This window comes from Limnohabitans sp. B9-3, from assembly GCF_002778325.1.
In the GTDB taxonomy this organism is placed as follows: Bacteria; Pseudomonadota; Gammaproteobacteria; order Burkholderiales; family Burkholderiaceae_C; genus Limnohabitans; species Limnohabitans kasalickyi.
Map to the genome: position 1 here is coordinate 36,374 of NZ_NESI01000008.1, position 17,301 is coordinate 53,674.

Here is a 17,301-nt window from a genome sequence, read left to right on the forward strand (position 1 = left end):
GAGACACCTCAGCCTGCACCCGTTTAAGCCTGCTCGGCTGTTTGTGCCAACGTCAAAGCGCTGGCATCTTTAGCCGCCAACAAAGGCGCTGCATCCAACAAATGCAAAGGCCAATCAATGCCTACGTCTGGGTCGTTCCACAACAAGCTGCGCTCAAAGACGGGGTTGTAGTAGTCGGTGGTTTTGTACAAAAACTCGGCGCTGTCGCTGGTCACCAAAAAGCCGTGGGCCAAACCCTCGGGAATCCAGAGTTGTTTTTTGTTGTCGGCCGACAGCTCTAAGCCAAACCACTGGCCATAGGTTTTGGAACCGGGGCGAATGTCGACCACCGCATCAAACACCGCACCTTGCGTGACGCGCACCAACTTGCCTTGCGGGTTTTGCGCTTGGTAGTGCATGCCGCGCAACACGCCTTTGGCCGATTTGCTGTGGTTGTCTTGCACGAAGCTGCGTTGTAGGCCCGTGGCTTGCTCAAAGTCGCGGGCATTGAAGCTTTCAAAAAAGAAGCCGCGCGCGTCGCCAAATACCTTGGGCTCCAAAATCAACACACCCTCAATAGGCGTGGGGGTCACTTGGTAGGGCATGGCTTATTTCAGCAAGTTCAACAGGTACTGGCCGTAACCGTTTTTAGCCAACGGCGCAGCTAGCTTTTGCAGCGCAGCGGCGTCGATCCACTTTTGGTGAAACGCAATTTCTTCGGGGCACGCCACCATCAGGCCTTGGCGCTTTTGCAAGGTGCCAATGAAGCTGGCTGCTTCTAGCAAACTGTCGTGTGTGCCCGTGTCCAGCCACGCATAGCCACGGCCCATGATCTCCACGCTCAATTGGTTCAGCTCCAAATAGCGTTTGTTGACATCGGTGATTTCTAGCTCGCCACGGTGCGAGGGCTTCACGTCGGCCGCAATGTCGCACACCTGCTCGTCGTAAAAATACAAGCCTGTCACGGCGTAGTTGCTCTTGGGGGCTTTGGGCTTTTCTTCGATGCTCAAAGCGCGGAACTCGCCATCAAACTCCACTACGCCATAGCGCTCGGGGTCGTGCACATGATAGGCAAACACGCTGGCGCCGCTGGTGCGTTGGTTCGCGTTGTTAAGTTGCTTGACCAAGTCGTGGCCGTAAAAAATGTTGTCGCCCAACACCAAGGCGCTGGGGTGGTCGGCCACAAAGTTTTTACCAATGATGAAGGCTTGCGCCAAGCCATCGGGGCTAGGCTGCACCGCGTACTCAATGTGCATGCCCCACTGGCTGCCGTCGCCCAACAACTCGGTAAAACGCGGTGTGTCTTGCGGGGTAGAGATGATCAACACCTCGCGAATGCCACTGAGCATGAGCGTGGTGAGCGGGTAATAAATCATCGGCTTGTCGTAAACGGGCATGAGCTGTTTGCTCACCGCTTGTGTGACAGGGTAAAGCCGCGTGCCCGAGCCACCGGCCAAGATGATGCCTTTGCGTTGTTTGGTCATGATGATTTATGAGTCAAGAGTTGATCGAGGATAGCGTCCACCCCCACTTGCCAAGCAGGCAGGGTGAGCGCAAATGTGGTTTGCAATTTGTGCGTGTTTAAACGCGAGTTGAGGGGGCGCGGCGCTGGCACAGGATATTCCGCTGTGGAGATAGGGCTGACCGCATCGGGGTTTGCCTTCAGATTTGAACCACGCTGTAAAGCCCCAGCAATGACATGCTGTGCATAGCCATGCCAAGACACCTCGCCGGCTGCCGCCAAGTGATAAACACCCCAACGTGCATCGTTGTCGGCGGCGGTGCGCATGGCCTGCAACAGCTGCACCGTCACATCCGCCAGCAAGGCGGTGCTGGTGGGTGCGCCAATTTGGTCAGCCACCACGCGCAAGGCATCGCGCTCGGCCGCCAGACGCAGCATGGTTTTTAAGAAGTTGCCGCCGTGGGCCCCCACCACCCAACTGGTGCGCAAAATCAAATGCTTGGGGCAAAGGGCGGCAATGGCCAAATCGCCATCGCGCTTGCTTTGGCCGTACACCGACAGCGGGTGCGTGGTGTCGCTCTCTTGCCAAGGCTTGGTGCCTGAGCCGTCAAACACGTAATCGGTGGAGTAATGCACCAGCGTGGCGTTGTGGGCCTTGGCCAACTCTGCCAACACAGCGGGCGATTCGGCATTCACCGCTTGCGCCAGCTCGGTTTCGGTTTGCGCTTTATCGACCGCGGTGTAGGCCGCGGCATTGACGATCACCGTGGGGTGAAAAGTTTGGGCAAGCTCGGTCAACGCTACGCGCAAAGCTGCAGGGTTGGCCAAGTCGGCCTCGGCACGCGTGAGCGCTTTGACCTCGCCCAACTGTTGCAGCTGCACGGCGAGCTGGTGACCCAACTGGCCGTTGGCACCTATTAACAAAAGACGTTGTGCAGAAAATGCCATCAAAATAAGTTCATAACCAAGCCATGCGTTGGCTTTGTAAAAAAGGTCGGTCAATCGCTTGCGCCAAGACAGCCACATCTTGCGCAGACACACCCGCCTTCGCGAAGTGCACTTGCCACGCATCGGCAACCCTCACCACCTCCGACATCACTTCTTTGGCTCGCGCCAGCGTCATGCCGAAAGATTTGTGCTCAGAAATAGCATTTTCCAACGTAGAAGCTGCACCCACCTGCCCCACACGCATAGACTGATAACCCAGTGCTTGCGCTGCAGGCAACACATCAAACGCGGGGGCCAAGCTATAGAAGTTGCTCACGTTGTTAACGCGCAGAAGCGCATGGTTTTTTTCATGGTCGTCGGTGTTGTCCATCACGATGTTAAACACCATGCGGCGAAACACCTGCTCGCCGTTGGCGTGAATGTGTGCTGCGTTGCCGCGTCTGCGCAGCAACAAAGCCAACTCGGGGTAGCCATAGTCCACACCCGCCGCACGCAGCGCCACATGTGCAGAGACAGCGTGCAAACGCTGCTGCGCCATGCGATCAAAGCGTCGAACGGCCACGGCATGGCGAATGGTGGAGCCGTGTTGGTAGGCGATGGGTCGCGTTTCACACACATCAATACCTGCGTGTGCGGCCAACGTCATGCAGGCGTGCTCAACCAAGCCGCTGTCGCACACCTCACCCGCTTCGGCAAATTTGAGCACCCATTGCGCGCCATCCATCGCCAACAAGGCTTTGGGTTTCGCGCCGCCCAGCGTCGCGCCTGGGGCCACCCAATGGCGCAGCGGTTCGGCCAGCATCTCACCCGCTTCGACACGGCGCACCAAGTCGTGCACCTGCTGTACATCGGCAAACTGCGGCAAGGCTCCGTGCTCATAGGGTGTGTAGACAGCCTCGGAGGTCGAGACACCCCAACCACCAAAACGGTCATCGCCCGCAAAGTACAAATAGTCCAAGGTCGATAAGCGCTGTGGCTTGATGAGCAAACGAATCACGCGTTCGCCCCAGCGGTCTGGGCGGCCATCGTCCACCGCACCTGCGGCGGCATCGGGCTCGGCTGGCATGAACTCGGCGTCTCTCAACGGCAGGTCTTCACTCAATGCAAACCCCGTTGCCAGCCACTCGGCGCTGTAGCGCAACGACACGCCAGCCTGCTGCTGTTGCGCCCGACGCACCCACCGCAATGTGCCCACCAGCCGAGGTGCGTTGGGTTGCCCCAACCACCAAAGGAACAAAATTTCGGGCAATGCAATAGCGCTCATGGGGCAGAGCGGCGACCGCGTTTTTGTACAGCTTGAACTTCGGCGTCCAGCGCCACCATGTCGAACTCGGGCAGCGCCACATCGGCCAACGCTTGTGAGCGCCCTGCCAACCAAATGGCCAAGGCATAGACCCCCATGCCTACGCCTGGGTCGCCTTTTTCCATGCGCTGCAAAGTGCGCACCGCCACGCCCATGCGCTGCGCCCAACTGCGCAGCGACTCTTTGCGTCGCTGGCGTGCCAAGGCCAAACTTTGACCGAGCGCGACGACCGCCTGCGCAGCCGGTGGCGGCAAGAAATCGTTGTGATCTGAAGATTTAGGCATGACTTAAGGTAACACAAAATCGATAATTTGTGTCACTTAAAGTCATATCAAGCGCCGTATTGCTTGCCCACCCACTGGCGATAAGCACCGCTGGTCACACCCTCCACCCAGGCTTGGTTGGCCAAATACCACTGCACGGTTTTGCGAATACCGGTCTCGAAGGTTTCTTGGGGCTTCCAGCCAAGCTCGCGCTCAATCTTGCGTGCATCAATGGCGTAGCGGCGGTCGTGGCCGGGGCGGTCTTTGACGTAAGTAATTTGCTCGGCATAGCGCTTGCCATCCGCACGAGGCTGCAACTCATCGAGCACGCTGCACAGGGTGTGGACCACCTCAAGGTTGGGCTTTTCGTTCCAGCCGCCAATGTTGTAGGTCTCGCCCAGCTTGCCCGCTTCGAGCACGCGTGCAATGGCGCGGCAGTGGTCTTGCACGTACAGCCAATCGCGCACTTGTTGGCCGTCGCCATAAATGGGCAGCGGCTTGCCCGCCAAGGCGTTGAGCAACACCAAAGGAATGAGCTTTTCGGGGAAGTGGTATGGACCGTAGTTGTTGCTGCAATTGGTGGTCAACACGGGCAAGCCATAGGTGTGGTGCCACGCACGCACCAAGTGGTCGCTGGCGGCTTTGCTGGCTGAGTACGGGCTGTTGGGCTCGTAGTTTTTGGTTTCGGCAAACGGCGGGTCTGAGGGCGACAAGGTGCCGTACACCTCGTCGGTGGACACATGCAAAAAGCGGAAGGCCTCTTTCTCGGCCGCTGGCAGCTCTTGCCAATAGGCGCGCACCGACTCCAGCAAATTGAACGTACCCATCACGTTGGTTTGAATAAAGTCGCCTGGGCCGTGAATGGAGCGGTCCACATGGCTCTCGGCCGCGAAGTTGAGCACGGCACGGGGCTTGTACTGCGCTAGTAACTGAGGCACCAAGGTGGTGTCGCCAATGTCGCCTTGCACAAACACATGACGGGGGTCGTCTTTGAGGGCGTCTAAGTTGGCGAGGTTGCCGGCGTAGGTGAGTTTGTCGAGGTTGATCACGGGCTCGTCAGAGCTGGTGAGCCATGTGTGGACAAAATTGCTGCCGATGAAGCCGGCGCAGCCGGTGACGAGGAGAGTCATGGTTTAGCTTTAAAAAGAACGTATGGATTTGTTACACGTTGCAGTGACATTAGGGAGCGCCAAACTTACCTAAGCTAGGGTGCTGTGCCACGATTTGCGCACCAACGAATTGAGAGCCGGGAATGTTGAGGTGGTTGTTATCGCGGTACAGCACTTGGCCGTTACGAGCCATGCTGCAAGACGTGTCGTTGCACATCAATGACGAAAGCTCAATCTTCTTAAGAGCTTCGTTATCAAGATATACCTGAGCTAAATCAGCGCCGTATTTATTTCTTTTTTCTTTATAACCATGAATAGATTCATCGCACTTTGTGCTTTGCGTCAAAGGTCGCTGGAACTTACATCTTTGTGGGTCAAATTCAAACTGAGGAATGTCGTCACTCAGATAGACCTGCTTTCCTGATTCTTGGAGCGCCTTGATGGTTTGACTGAGTTCAATGGCTAAAGAAGAGCCTGGCTGAACTTCGTTCATTCGATTAGCCCACATGGCAGAAATCACAACTTGCTTGATATCCTTACTTTTTAAAACTTTGTCAAAAATAAGGTCAAACTCCTTCTTACTTAAAAATGGGAGCGTGCCCTTGACATAAAAACCTACGTTGACATGCGGCAACTTTTCAGCAAGTCCCAAAAATAAATGCTCGGCATGACTGTCTCCAAGTAACACCAAGGTCACAGGGCTATTTTTATGCGACTGGAAGCATCTCACAACGCCCTTCCAATGACCTGAATCTTGTTGAATCGCATCTTCCGCACAAGGGAAGAAATGATCTTGAAAATATTGATGAAACACATCATGGCCAATATCTCCTTGATTGAAAATTTGTTGGTTTTCCATGACTGAGCGTCTGGGGTATCCGTCTGCCTTGTGAGCAAGGTACCCCATCAAACCCACACACAGCATGGCACACGTCAAAACCCAAGTTTTGTAGCGAAAACGCCATGTGAAACGAATCGGCTTTTCCACACATCGGAAGGTGAGCCAAGCCAATACAACCGAAACGAACAATGCCACCAACCGAGTCCATGCACTCGGTGTACCGCCTTCAACGATCCGTGCAAAAGAGAAAACGGGCCAGTGCCACAAATACAAGGGATAGCTGATTGTCCCAATCCACACAACCTGTGGCTGAGACAAAACGACACGATTGACCCAATGTTGGCCATCGCCTGAAATCACCAAAGCCGCACCAAGAACGGGCAACAAAACCCAGCCGCCAGGAAATTTTTGCGTGGCATCAATGAAGCCTACCGCGGCAAGAAGTAACACCGCGCCAACCCATGGACGCAAGTTGTTGATGCGAAGCCATGCCTCATCGAAACTTGGGCGCCATGCATGCGAATCGCTCATTCGATACGCCAACAACGCACCACAAAGCAATTCCCAAAAACGGGTTAAAGGCGAATAAAAATCATGCGTTAAGTCATGCTGAGACTGGTAGATATTCCACGCAAAAGATGCCACCGCCAAAGCACTGATGATCTGCAAGCGCCAAGCCTTCAATCGCCAAAGCGCCCAAACCATCAAAGGCCAAACAATGTAGAACTGCTCTTCAATGGCTAACGACCAGAGATGCAACAAAGGCTTGGTTTCTGCCGCATTGTCAAAGTACCCAGACTCATGCCAAAGAATGAAGTTCGACAAAAATGCAGCCGCTCGTGACAAATGATTGCCCAGTTGCTTCAACTCATCATTGAAGAGCACAAACCAAGCGAATCCAAATGTGGCTGACAACACCAAAATCAATGCGGGAAAAATACGATTCACGCGCCGTGCATAAAAGTCTGAAAAACTAAATGTGCCTGCCTGCAAAGCCTTGAACATGATCCCCGAAATCAAAAAGCCAGAGATCACAAAAAAAACATCAACGCCCACAAAGCCACCCGGCAGCAGCGATGGAAACGCATGAAACACGACCACCGACAAAACGGCAAAGGCCCGTAAGCCATCAATATCTGGGCGGTAAGCTGCGTGCGAAGTTTGGTTTGTGGTCATGTCATGTCAGCTCTTTGATTAACCGCGCCGGGTTACCACCCACAACCGTCGCAGGCGCGACGTCCTTGACAACAACTGCCCCATTAGCAATTACAGCGCCGTCTCCAATGGTCACGCCCTTCATGATTTTGACGTTGGAACCAATGAACACATGATCCCCCACGACCACCGGCTTGGCCCACTCCGGCAATGAAGTTTGGCGATCAGCCACAGCGAGCCCATGAAAATCACTGTCGTAAATCTCGACGTTGGTGCCAATTAAACAATGGCTGCCAACAACGATGCGCGCATGCTCTGCAATCGCAACGAATCCATTGTTGAGTGATGTGCCTTCGCCAATGGAAATCGAGGCGCTGGCGTGCCGCGCCTCTAAATAAGCATGCGACGAAAAAAAGAAAGGCGAGGGGTAATACCCAACCGTCACGCCTTTGGCTATTCTGATCGTGCCAAGCCCGACGGAATGCAAGGGCTGCATCAAACGCGGTGCGCCCTGCACCTGAATAGTGGAGATACTTTTGAAAAATAAACGTCGAAGCGCTTGCACACCTCGCCCCAAAAAACCGAGTCGCATGCTCGCTCCTAGACCTTGGGTGAATGCGGGTCAAAGGCATTAAAGGCTTCAATGACTTGGCTCACCTCTGCACCTGACAAATGCGGCCCCATGGGCAAGCTCAACACCTCATCGGCCAACTGTGTGGCGATGGGGAAGTCGGAAGAGTCAAAGCCTGCACCTGCATAAGCAGCTTGCAAATGTGGCGGAATGGGATAGTGAATCAAGGTTCCGACACCGCTCGCCTGCAAATGCGCTTGCAAGGCCGCGCGGTGCTGGGTGCACACGACGAACAAATGCCAAGCAGGCGTGGCCCACTCGGGAGTTTCGGGCAACACACAGTGTGCGTTAGACAATTCATTCATATAGCGCTGCGCAATTTGCGTACGCCGTAAATTCCATTCGTCCAAGTGCTGCAGCTTCACCGACAACACTGCAGCATGCAGCGGATCCAATCGGCTGTTGAAGCCTTGCACTTCGTTGACATACTTCACGCGAGACCCGTAGTTGCGCAACACACGCAGTCGGTCTGCAATCTCCGGGTTGTTTGTGGTGACTGCGCCGCCATCGCCAAACGCACCTAAGTTTTTACCGGGGTAGAAACTCCAAGCCACGGCATCACCATGCGCACCCAAACGTTGCCCCTTGTAGCGCGCACCATGCGCTTGCGCGCCGTCTTCCAGCACCCGCACGCCATGACGCTTGGCCAAGGCCAATAAGGGATCAAGGTCAACGGGCTGGCCATATAAATGCACCGGCAAGATCACTTTGGTGCGCGGGGTCATGGCCGCTTCGATCAACGCCACATCGAGGTTATGGGTTGTTTTACACGGCTCCACCGGCACCACCGTTGCGCCACATTGCGACACCGCCAACCAAGTGGCGATGTAGGTGTTGCTGGGCACGATCACTTCATCGCCGGGGCCGACGCCCATCGCCAACAACGCCAAATGCAAGGCGTCTAAGCCATTGGCAACACCCACACAATGGTCGGCTTGGCAATAGCGGGCAAACGCATTTTCAAACGCATCCACCTCGCCACCGCCGATGTACCAGCCCGAGTTCAAAACGCGTGCGACCGCGACATCAATGTCTTCTTTGAGTTCGGTGTAAGTCGCTTTTAAATCTAGAAATGGGACGGTCATGGCGCCACTGCCTTTAAAAATTCAGAGTAGTCACGGATGTAATCGGCGCTGTCGTAGTACTCCGAGGCAAACACCAACAACACCGCATCTTTCGAATACTTGTATTGAATGCCCCACACCATCGGTGGCAAGTGGATGCCCATGTGCGGCCCTGTGAGCTCAAACTCTTCGCGGTTGACACCATCGTCCGCCACCACCGAACAACTGCCACCCACACAAATCAAAAACTGGTGGCACGCCTTGTGTGCATGCTCACCACGGGTTTCCATACTCGGCACGCCATACACCATGAAATAGCGTTTGGCATCAAACGGAATGCTGCGGCCAAACTCACCCACCGTCAGACTGCCACGAATATCCGCCACTTGAGGCATGTGATGCACCGTTACCCCCTTCACACGGGTTGGGGTAACACCTTTGCTTGCTGGCGTTGACGCTGCATCACCCGAGGCCTCTTTGTTGGTGTCCACATAGCCCACGATGCGTGCGGGGTTGCCCACCACGATCGCATTAGGTGGGACAGAGCGAGTCACCACAGCCCCCGCCCCCACGATGGCGCGAGCACCAATGTCGATGCCAGGAAGAATGACCGCCCCAGCCCCGACCGACGCCCCTTGATGCAACGTCGTCGTCAAAAACTGATCTGGCCGCTGGCGGCTACGTGGATACAGGTCGTTTGCAAAGGTGGCATTGGGGCCGATGAACACGTCATCGGCCACGCGCAAACCGTCCCAAAGCTGCACACCACTCTTAACGGTCACGCGATCGCCCAGCACCACATCGCCTTCGATCAAGACATTTGCACAAATGTTGCACTGCGCCCCAATGCGTGCGCCCGCCAAGATCACGACGAACTGCCAGACGCGGGTGTCTTCGCCAATATCGGCGGTTTGCACATCCGCCAATGCATGAATCATTGGTTTATCCATTCAATGCCACCTTCAATTGAAACAACATGCTGAACCACCACGATAAATTGGCGTAAAAGAAGAACCGCAATTTCTTTGAAAAACGAAGACTTTTAGCGTTGCACAACAAGCCCCAACTTTTCACAAGTCCGGGCTTGTCTAATTGGGCTGAAATGTAGCGGTACAAATCAGCTTGCACTTGCGTCAACGATTCAAAGCGCGCTGCTTGTCCTAAGCAAGCGGCATCGCGCTGCATTTGGGCCAATTCAAGCAAACCGCGGCTAGCGCCCTTACGCATGTTGGCTATTTTTTCTTCAAAGCTTTGCTCACGCACCTTGCCCGACATGCCACTGCGACGGTGGTACACCTTGGGCGAATTCAAACGCAAGCCACCGCCCATCAGCACCGCACGCACCACAAAACATTGGTCTTCTGCAGGAAGGTTAGGCGCCAAGGGGTTCAAGGCCAGAAGACGGCGTGTCAGCATGTGGGATGCGCCAAATTGGTAAGGCCGTTTGACCGCCCACTGCTCAAGCGTCAAACCTTTCAACTCATCCATGCATTTCATGCCCAAGACTTCGCCATCCAAGGCCATGTCATACGCATCGGTGGCGATGAAGTCGGGCACTCGATCGTTCGCTAACCAAAGCGCCACGCAAGAGCGGCATCGGTCTGGCGTCGACACATCGTCTCCTGCGGCGCTGAACACCACATCACCCGTGGTCAATGCAAAGGCGGCCTCGTAGTTGGCCGTCAAGCCGATGTTGGTTGTATTCTGATGAAGCAACAAACGCTTAGCGCCCTTGTAGTCAGCCGCCATCTCAGTCACCACGCGCCACGTGCCGTCTTTGGAAGCATCATCCGACACCACAATTTCAAGATCGTCAACGTCTTGGTCGAGCAGGCTTTGCAGGGCTTCTTGGACAAACGCTTCTTGGTTGTAGGTCAGCAGCACCACGGACGCGCGAACGTGCGTCATGGCTTACACCCACTCCCAGGGCGCGCCCGCCTTGCGGTTCAGCGCATGCACCGTTTTGCCATACGTCGCCAACTCATGCGCCCGCGTGGTCTTGAGCAAACTGCGCCTCTGATACCGCGCCAGCTTACGAGCCACCCAAGTCTGCGCCATGTACAAGCGCATCAAATTGCGGTTGCCTAAGCTGTCTTTTTGGTCCAGCTTCATTTCTAGCTTGAGGGCTTTTTGGGTGGTCATGCCGTAGTGGTGCAGCCATGAATCGGCGGTGGTGCCTGTGTTCAAACCAGCTTCAAGGGCTCGCTGAAAAAAGATGCCGTCTTCATAACCCAACAGCTTGGGCACGGGCATGAAGTAGCCAATCTCGTTCCACACATCGTCGCGAATGGCCATGCACACGGCATGCGGCGCACCTTGGCGGATGTAGCCATGCATGCTGTCTTGGGCTTGGGTGGCCCACGCGGCAAAGTCGTAGTTCAACTCGCCTTCCACCATAGCGGGGCTGGCAATGTGCAGGTGGTTGGCCTCGGCAGACGCTAGCAAGTTGCGCAGCCAGCCTTTGGCGCAAATGACATCGTTGTTCATCACCACCGTCCATTTGGACTGAATGGCCAAGGCCCCTTGGTTCCATGCAGCACCGCAGCCTAGGTTGCGGTTGTTCAAAATCACCGCGCCAAAACCTTGCTGGCCCAACCACTCGCGCGTGCCGTCAGTGGAGCCGTTGTCCACCGCCACGATGCGCGAAAAATCGACCTCGTCACGGTCCAAGCTGGCGATGAACTGCTGGGTGTAATCGAGCTGGTTGTAGCAAGCGAAGGTGAGGGTGTAGTTGGGCTGCGTCATTGGGTTTGATTCTACCGAGGGGCATGCAACGCCTTCCATGTGGCGTACTCCGAGGGGCGCAGCCCATAGCGTGCCAGCATGCCCTCATGTAAACGCCGGAGTTCTTCAATGAGCAGTGCTTGCACCGCATGCTGCTCAATGGCTGGAATATGTTTCGCGACACATCGCTGAATGCTGGTGAGTGGCTCTACTTCTGGCTGCGTGATGACCTCTCGTAGAGTCTGCTTGATAAAGTCTCGCCAAGCCAATCGAAGTGGGTCTGGCTCAGCGAGGTCTTGCTTGATGGCCAAGTACTCTTGCGTTGACCGCTCATAGGCCCACACATACAGGTCGCGCAGCAACTCCACGCGAGTCATTTCATAAACTCCAAGCGTCGCGCGACTGTAAGCCTGCTCGGGCACATCCAAGAAGGTCAATGGACACAAATTAGCACGGAACAATGGCAAATTAGCAGCCAATCGGGAGGTGCGTTTGTTGATATCCGCAAATGGCTGCAGATAGGGCAAATGCACCATCATGAAGAAAGACTGCTCAAAGGGGTCTCGAATCTGATTGGCCTTTTTGAGTAGAACGTCCAACGCTTCTTCAATTTGCTGGGGGGCCGACAACGGCCGATACACACTTTTTCCGATATCAACGGCGTGCTGGCGTATTCGCCCTTCATCCGCAGGGTTGGGCAACAAGTTTTCAGCCAAAGCGCTATGCAGATTCATCAGGGTGTATCGGTTGAACTCCGCACTGTCGATGTTTTCAACCAACAGCTCAATCGCCGTTCGATGGTTCAAGATCATCTGCGTTTCGATCGCAGCCTTTCCGCGAGCGGCCTTCCCGTGCTCAATCAACTCGCGCGTGTCCAACCGAGAATATGTATTGCCTTCCAAGTGGCTCGATGCCCACGACAGGTCAATCAACAAGCGATTCAAAATGGCGCGGCTGTAAGTACCCGCAGGCTCGGCCACATCAGCAGTTTTGCCCATGTTGTGCAACTGACGGCGCAGCGACTCGGACAAATACCAAGTTTCGTTCGGCCGATAAGCCTCCAAAAAATCTCGCTGATAGCCAACAGGTTTACGTGCTTCTGGCGGCTGGTCAATGTACGTAAGAATGTCTTGGCTGTCTGCAGACAGTGGAATGCCGCTAGGAAAAACGTCGCCATTCGTGGTCTGCCTGCCAACACCAAACTGGGTTGCCGTCGAAAAATAACGGCGTGCGCGACCTTCACCCGAGGCATTGATTTTGCCGCTGTGGATCAGCTTTGCAATCAACCGCTGCGCTGTTCGCCTAGCAATGCCTGGGCACACCGTCATGAGCTCGGCCAGCGTCAAACCGTTTGCAGACGCCTGAATGCTGTGAAATAAATCGTCGGTGGACGTGCTGGTCATATTGGCGCTGTTTTCGAATTTAAGTGGCGCAATTTTGGCGCAGTTTTATAAACTGCGCCAACTTTAAGGTCTCAACGCAGAAGACGTTCAACGCGATCGAACTCAGTTTGGCCATGTGCTCGAAACCTTTGTTTTTGGGGAACTACTTAAACAAACCACGACATCGGACGGTGATTACCGTCTGATGTACTACCGAGACGCAGACAAATACGAGGTCGATATGGTCATCGAAAATGCCGCCGGGCATTTGGGCTGCCCCACTCTCGAGCTTGTGGGGTTAATGACTTTCAAGCCATCAAACTGGGCCGCCGTAGAAAAATAACGGCGTGCGCGCCCTTCACCCGACGCGTTGATTTTGCCGCTCTGGATCGGCTTTGCAATCAACCGCTGCGCCGTTCCAATTCATTAGCGAACTACTTCCAACTCAGATCTAACTTACGGTGATGAGTTGCGCAATCGCGCAGGTAAAGGTTAATCAAGCTTTGGTATGGAATGCCGACTTGCTCCGAAATGCCTTTAAAGTAACCAATTGAATCTTCATCTAAACGAATGGTTATCTGCTTCTTCAACTGAGCTGCATAAGGGTTTTTACGCGCCTTCGTGAAATCGTATTCTTTTCTCATGGTGCACCTCTTATCGGTATTGCTTAGATTCATAGATGGACGCCTTGCGTGCAGAAATGATTCGGATCACATCTTGTAGAGCTGCGCAATGGCGGCATGTTGAGCCCCATCACCGCTTCCGCTGATACCCCTCCACCCGATCATCCGGCGCCACGCTGTCGTTGTCCGGCTTGGCGGGGCTATGCGCTTTCACGTTGGGCGACAGCCATACGGTGTCGGCGAACAGGTTGACGGGGCGGCCTACTTTGGCGCCGCCATCGCGCAGCAAGGGCTTCCAGCTCCAGCCGGCGCTGTAGCGGCTGCTGCTGGTGAGGAAGGCGTCGAACGGAATCATCCAAGCAATGCCTTTGTCGAACGAGCCTTCGCCAAACACCGCTGCGGGCACGTTGGTTTTGGTGGCGTAGGCGCTGATGCTCGAACCATTGGCAAACACCTTTTGCACCGACATCGTGGCACCTCGGTCACCCGCCAAATACTGGCCCACGCTGAGCGAGGTGTGCACGCCTTCAAACGGGGTAATCCAGTAACCCGTCAAATGGCCTGTGTTGATGGCGTAATCTCTGAAGCCAAAGTCTTGCGCAAAGTTACGCTGCTTGACGTGGTTCACATCCAGCCCCGCTGCCCATCGGCTGCCTGGCTGACGGTACAGCACTTCGCCGCCCACGCCGCCAAACATGTTTTCAAAATAGCCAGCGTACGCAGCGCCGTACCAGTTTTGTCCTAGGCGGTTGGTTTTGCTGATGCTCAGGTTTTCCAGGGTCACGCGTGAGGTGGTCATGTACTCTGCAATGTGCGTGCGCACTTGCGGCAGGTTCGACCACCCGGGGGTGAAGCGCTCGTAGTTGTCCATCAGGCGCAAGCGCAGCGTGCCGTTGGCTTTGACGTTCCAAGGCAGCTCCAGCCCCATGCCCAACGCACCACTCAGTTGGTACAAATAGCCATCGGGCCCGCCCAAGGTTTGAATCAAATCAAGGCCAGGCTCGGCCCAATAGTTCAGGGCTTTTTCGGGTAACTGCGGTGTGCGGGTTTTGCTCGCTTCTGTCACGTACACCGGCTCAACAGGTTTGACAGGCTCTTGCGTGCGCGCAGGCTGTGTTTGCTGTGCCACCCATGCGGTTCGGTTGACCTTCTCGACCGCCAGCACATCACCCACCTTGTGGTGGTGCATCTCGAAATTTTCCACCTCAGCGGGTGCCGCTTGGTGCAGCACGGCCACGGCACGGTCTAAGCGCTCTTGGGCATACACACTGGCCGAGTTGTGCGCCTCAACCACCACGGTGTTTTGATCGCGGTAAATTTGCTTCACATCCCACAGCGTGTGTGCGGCCAAGGTGTCGGCCGTGGCGGCCCAATTGGGCTCGGCTTTGGGGCGGGCAACTTGCACTGCAGGTCGCGCGGGGTCGGTCACCTTGGGCACATTCAGCCCCGCCATGTCCACATAAAACGTGAACCCCATCGACCAGGTGTTGCCGCGCTCCAGCCCCATCGACACATCAAGCCCTTTGACGGGGCGATACACCATCGCCCAGTTGATGGGCGAACTCTGAGGCAAGTTGTTGTTGTGTGGCTGGTGCTGGTAGTTGTTACCGTCCAGCTCCACCTTCACGTCCACGTTCCACGGGGTTTGGTAGGTCACACCACCAAACAAAGCTGGGTTGCCTCTGAACCACGAGCTGGTCGAAAACTCGCCCCCGTAAGCCCCGCCGTTTTGAAGACGCGTGTCCATGCGCTGGCCCAACACCTTGCTGAGTGGGTTGCTTAAATTGCCACGCGCGCCCAAGTAACCCCAGCCCATGCCGAGCGACCAATCGAACCGACCCGTGCGCTTGCTGGCCACCACGTACTCTGAGCTGTACAGCCCCGTGCCGCCCACATCACGTAGGCCCACCGCCAACTCGGGCAGCCATGCTGACTCGCGCCAAGCGCGCAACTTCACGTCAATGCTTTTGTCTTTGTAGGGCAAGGTGCCGCTGAACGACTCAGGGCCATACAAGCGGTTGGAGGTGTCGGTGTAGCGAAAGCCCGCCTCCATCCAATCGGTGGGCTGAAAAAATACATTCGAGTTTTGGTACGGCCATGTGCGGTGAAACGAGAGCCCAAAATAGCCCGCCTCTTGCATGCGCGCGGTGGGCGTTTGCAACAAGCCCACATTGCCCCAATTGCTGGCCGAGGGCTTTGGCTGCGCATAGCGGCCTTCTAAGTCCAACACATTATGTACCAAAGGTGGTGGCTGAACTTGGCGCGTGGGCGATGAAGCGTGCGCGTTGGAGAGCGATGCAACGGGTGTCGCAAAGGCCGACAAATCTATGCGCGTCGCCACACCTTGCGTGGCCAACCAATCGGCCCAACGCTGCTGCCATTCGAACGATAAACGGGTGCCGCTGTCGGGCACCCACAGCCAAGCGCCTGGGGCCGGTTGGTCTTGCGCTGCGGCATTCCACAAAGCCAGCGGCACATGCTGCACGCGGCCATCGGGCTGCACCAGCCAAGCCCAGTCACCGTAGCGCGCTGCTGCATCATCGCCGCCCAAACAAGCCCGCACATAGTCTTTGGCTTGCAGGCCCTCGCGGTGGGGTATTTCGCACACCGCGCCGTCTTGCGCCATCACGCGCAAGTTCAGGGGTCTGGTGGGAATGCTCACCCCATCACCGGGTTGCAGCATGGGGTCTTTGCGGGGGTAGGCCTCTAGCCAATCGGCCTCCACGTTGGACAGCTTCACGCGACCGGTGGGCGGCAAGGCTTGCAAGTTGCGCTGCAAGCCTTGCATGGCGTTGGCCGTTAACACGCCTTGCTCGACGAGGCTGGGCAAGGATTGCATCAGCGCCTCATGCTGCGCTTGCTGACGGGCTTTTTCTTCGGGCGTAACCCAGAGGGTGCCTAGCGGGTAGGCGTCGGCTGGCAGGGTTTGAGTTTTGAGCCAGGCACTCAGGCGCTGCGGCTGCGGCTGCGGCTGCGACTGCGCTACAGGCACAGCAGCCAGCGCCAGCGCAAATGCCACCACACTTTGGCGTTTTTTAAAGTTTTTGAGCATCACGGTCTTAGGCATCATCACGGCACCACCACACCCAAGGGGCGCAACTTCAAACATACCTCAGGGGCTAGGCACTGCTCGCTGTACACCACCCGGTTGTTCGCCAACGCAAAGCGCTGCGCATACACCCACGGTAAGCCATTTGCTTTTTTGCCGCGCACCTCATCGGCCACCCACTGCGCTTGCGCCGGCACGCCTTCAGGTAAGCGCGCAGGCTCGGCCACCGTGCGCGATACCACCGTCTCTTGCATACCAAAGCGGTAGCCGGGCATCACGTCGAGCTGGCGTGTCCACACCACATCCTTGGTGGATTGAGTTTGATCTTTCATGCTCACTTGCCCCAGCTGCGCCGCAAAGCTACCCCACGCAGGCGGCGCGCCCGTTTGTTGCCGCAGCTCATGCGTGAAGCCCAGCGCCTGCTGCACGCGCCCGTCCACCAAATGAAGCATTTCGCCTTGGCCGGTGTACCAGTGCTCATGCACCGCGTTGCCTCGCGTTTCGCGCGCGCCCAAAGCCATCACACTGGCTTTGCCGTCTACCGACACCCACAGGTACTCAAACCCCGGCTGCAAGTTGGCATATTGCTGCGACCACGGCAGCACATTGGTGAGGGTGTCGTACACGGGGTTAGAGCCTCGGCAGCCTTGCAAGGTCAGCGCAACAACGAGCACAGACATAGACAAAGACACGCATTTGAGACAATGCAAAATCATGGGCAAACTCGCTCGGTGCTAAACAGGACGCAGAAAAAACAAACGCCCCTTG

At 56.0% G+C, this 17,301-nt stretch carries 16 protein-coding genes and 1 pseudogene; 1 reads left to right on the plus strand and 16 read right to left on the minus strand.

Going from position 1 to position 17,301, the window contains the following annotated elements; all coding sequences use genetic code 11:
* Positions 1–23: 23 nt before the first annotated feature.
* From rfbC to B9Z42_RS12495, 13 genes are read right to left on the minus strand one after another with little or no spacing between them, the layout of a single operon-like run.
* A complete protein-coding gene (gene rfbC, locus B9Z42_RS12435) occupies positions 24–584 on the minus strand; it encodes a dTDP-4-dehydrorhamnose 3,5-epimerase (RefSeq protein WP_100133730.1) in 561 nt (186 codons plus the stop codon).
* A 3-nt stretch (positions 585–587) separates the two neighbouring features.
* A complete protein-coding gene (gene rfbA, locus B9Z42_RS12440; RefSeq protein WP_100133731.1) occupies positions 588–1,463 on the minus strand; it encodes a glucose-1-phosphate thymidylyltransferase RfbA in 876 nt (291 codons plus the stop codon).
* A complete protein-coding gene (gene rfbD / locus B9Z42_RS12445) occupies positions 1,460–2,389 on the minus strand; it encodes a dTDP-4-dehydrorhamnose reductase (protein ID WP_100133732.1) in 930 nt (309 codons plus the stop codon). The genes rfbA and rfbD overlap by 4 nt, the downstream gene beginning before the upstream one ends.
* 10 nt (positions 2,390–2,399) lie before the next feature.
* Complete coding sequence (locus B9Z42_RS12450) at positions 2,400–3,653, minus strand: type II toxin-antitoxin system HipA family toxin (RefSeq protein ID WP_100133733.1); 1,254 nt, start codon at positions 3,651–3,653, stop codon at positions 2,400–2,402.
* Positions 3,650–3,976 carry a DNA-binding protein gene (locus B9Z42_RS12455; RefSeq protein WP_100133734.1) on the minus strand — a complete coding sequence of 109 codons (327 nt, stop codon included), beginning with the start codon at positions 3,974–3,976 and terminating at the stop codon, positions 3,650–3,652. Before B9Z42_RS12455 ends, B9Z42_RS12450 begins: the two co-directional genes overlap by 4 nt.
* A 47-nt stretch (positions 3,977–4,023) precedes the next feature.
* Positions 4,024–5,085, minus strand: a complete 1,062-nt coding sequence (rfbB, locus tag B9Z42_RS12460) for a dTDP-glucose 4,6-dehydratase (protein ID WP_100133735.1) — start codon at positions 5,083–5,085, stop codon at positions 4,024–4,026.
* Between the two features lie 49 nt (positions 5,086–5,134).
* Positions 5,135–7,081 carry an acyltransferase family protein gene (locus tag B9Z42_RS12465; RefSeq protein ID WP_100133736.1) on the minus strand — a complete coding sequence of 649 codons (1,947 nt, stop codon included), beginning with the start codon at positions 7,079–7,081 and terminating at the stop codon, positions 5,135–5,137.
* A 1-nt stretch (position 7,082) separates the two neighbouring features.
* Positions 7,083–7,652, minus strand: coding sequence for an acyltransferase (locus B9Z42_RS12470; RefSeq protein ID WP_100133737.1), 570 nt, complete (start codon positions 7,650–7,652; stop codon positions 7,083–7,085).
* An 8-nt stretch (positions 7,653–7,660) separates the two neighbouring features.
* Entirely contained in the window at positions 7,661–8,776 is a 1,116-nt protein-coding gene (locus tag B9Z42_RS12475) for a DegT/DnrJ/EryC1/StrS aminotransferase family protein (RefSeq protein WP_100133738.1), read from the minus strand.
* Entirely contained in the window at positions 8,773–9,705 is a 933-nt protein-coding gene (locus B9Z42_RS12480) for a WxcM-like domain-containing protein (protein WP_100133739.1), read from the minus strand. Before B9Z42_RS12480 ends, B9Z42_RS12475 begins: the two co-directional genes overlap by 4 nt.
* Positions 9,698–10,663 carry a glycosyltransferase gene (locus tag B9Z42_RS12485; protein ID WP_100133740.1) on the minus strand — a complete coding sequence of 322 codons (966 nt, stop codon included), beginning with the start codon at positions 10,661–10,663 and terminating at the stop codon, positions 9,698–9,700. Before B9Z42_RS12485 ends, B9Z42_RS12480 begins: the two co-directional genes overlap by 8 nt.
* A gap of 3 nt (positions 10,664–10,666) precedes the next feature.
* A complete protein-coding gene (locus B9Z42_RS12490; protein ID WP_158235957.1) occupies positions 10,667–11,500 on the minus strand; it encodes a glycosyltransferase family 2 protein in 834 nt (277 codons plus the stop codon).
* A gap of 11 nt (positions 11,501–11,511) precedes the next feature.
* Positions 11,512–12,882, minus strand: coding sequence for a Fic family protein (locus tag B9Z42_RS12495; protein WP_100133742.1), 1,371 nt, complete (start codon positions 12,880–12,882; stop codon positions 11,512–11,514).
* Between the two features lie 82 nt (positions 12,883–12,964).
* Here B9Z42_RS12495 and B9Z42_RS16510 point away from each other — a divergent pair.
* A pseudogene (locus B9Z42_RS16510) lies at positions 12,965–13,204 on the plus strand (DUF4143 domain-containing protein); the annotation flags it as partial.
* Positions 13,205–13,295: 91 nt separating this feature from the next.
* Here the strand turns inward: B9Z42_RS16510 and B9Z42_RS12505 are convergent.
* The 3 genes from B9Z42_RS12505 to B9Z42_RS12515 form a co-directional block, all read right to left on the minus strand.
* A complete protein-coding gene (locus B9Z42_RS12505) occupies positions 13,296–13,505 on the minus strand; it encodes a BrnA antitoxin family protein (protein ID WP_100133895.1) in 210 nt (69 codons plus the stop codon).
* Between the two features lie 109 nt (positions 13,506–13,614).
* Entirely contained in the window at positions 13,615–16,593 is a 2,979-nt protein-coding gene (locus tag B9Z42_RS12510; protein WP_100133744.1) for a YjbH domain-containing protein, read from the minus strand.
* On the minus strand, positions 16,554–17,213 hold the full coding sequence (locus B9Z42_RS12515) for a YjbF family lipoprotein (protein WP_158235958.1): 660 nt from the start codon (positions 17,211–17,213) through the stop codon (positions 16,554–16,556). The genes B9Z42_RS12510 and B9Z42_RS12515 overlap by 40 nt, the downstream gene beginning before the upstream one ends.
* Positions 17,214–17,301 lie beyond the last annotated feature (88 nt).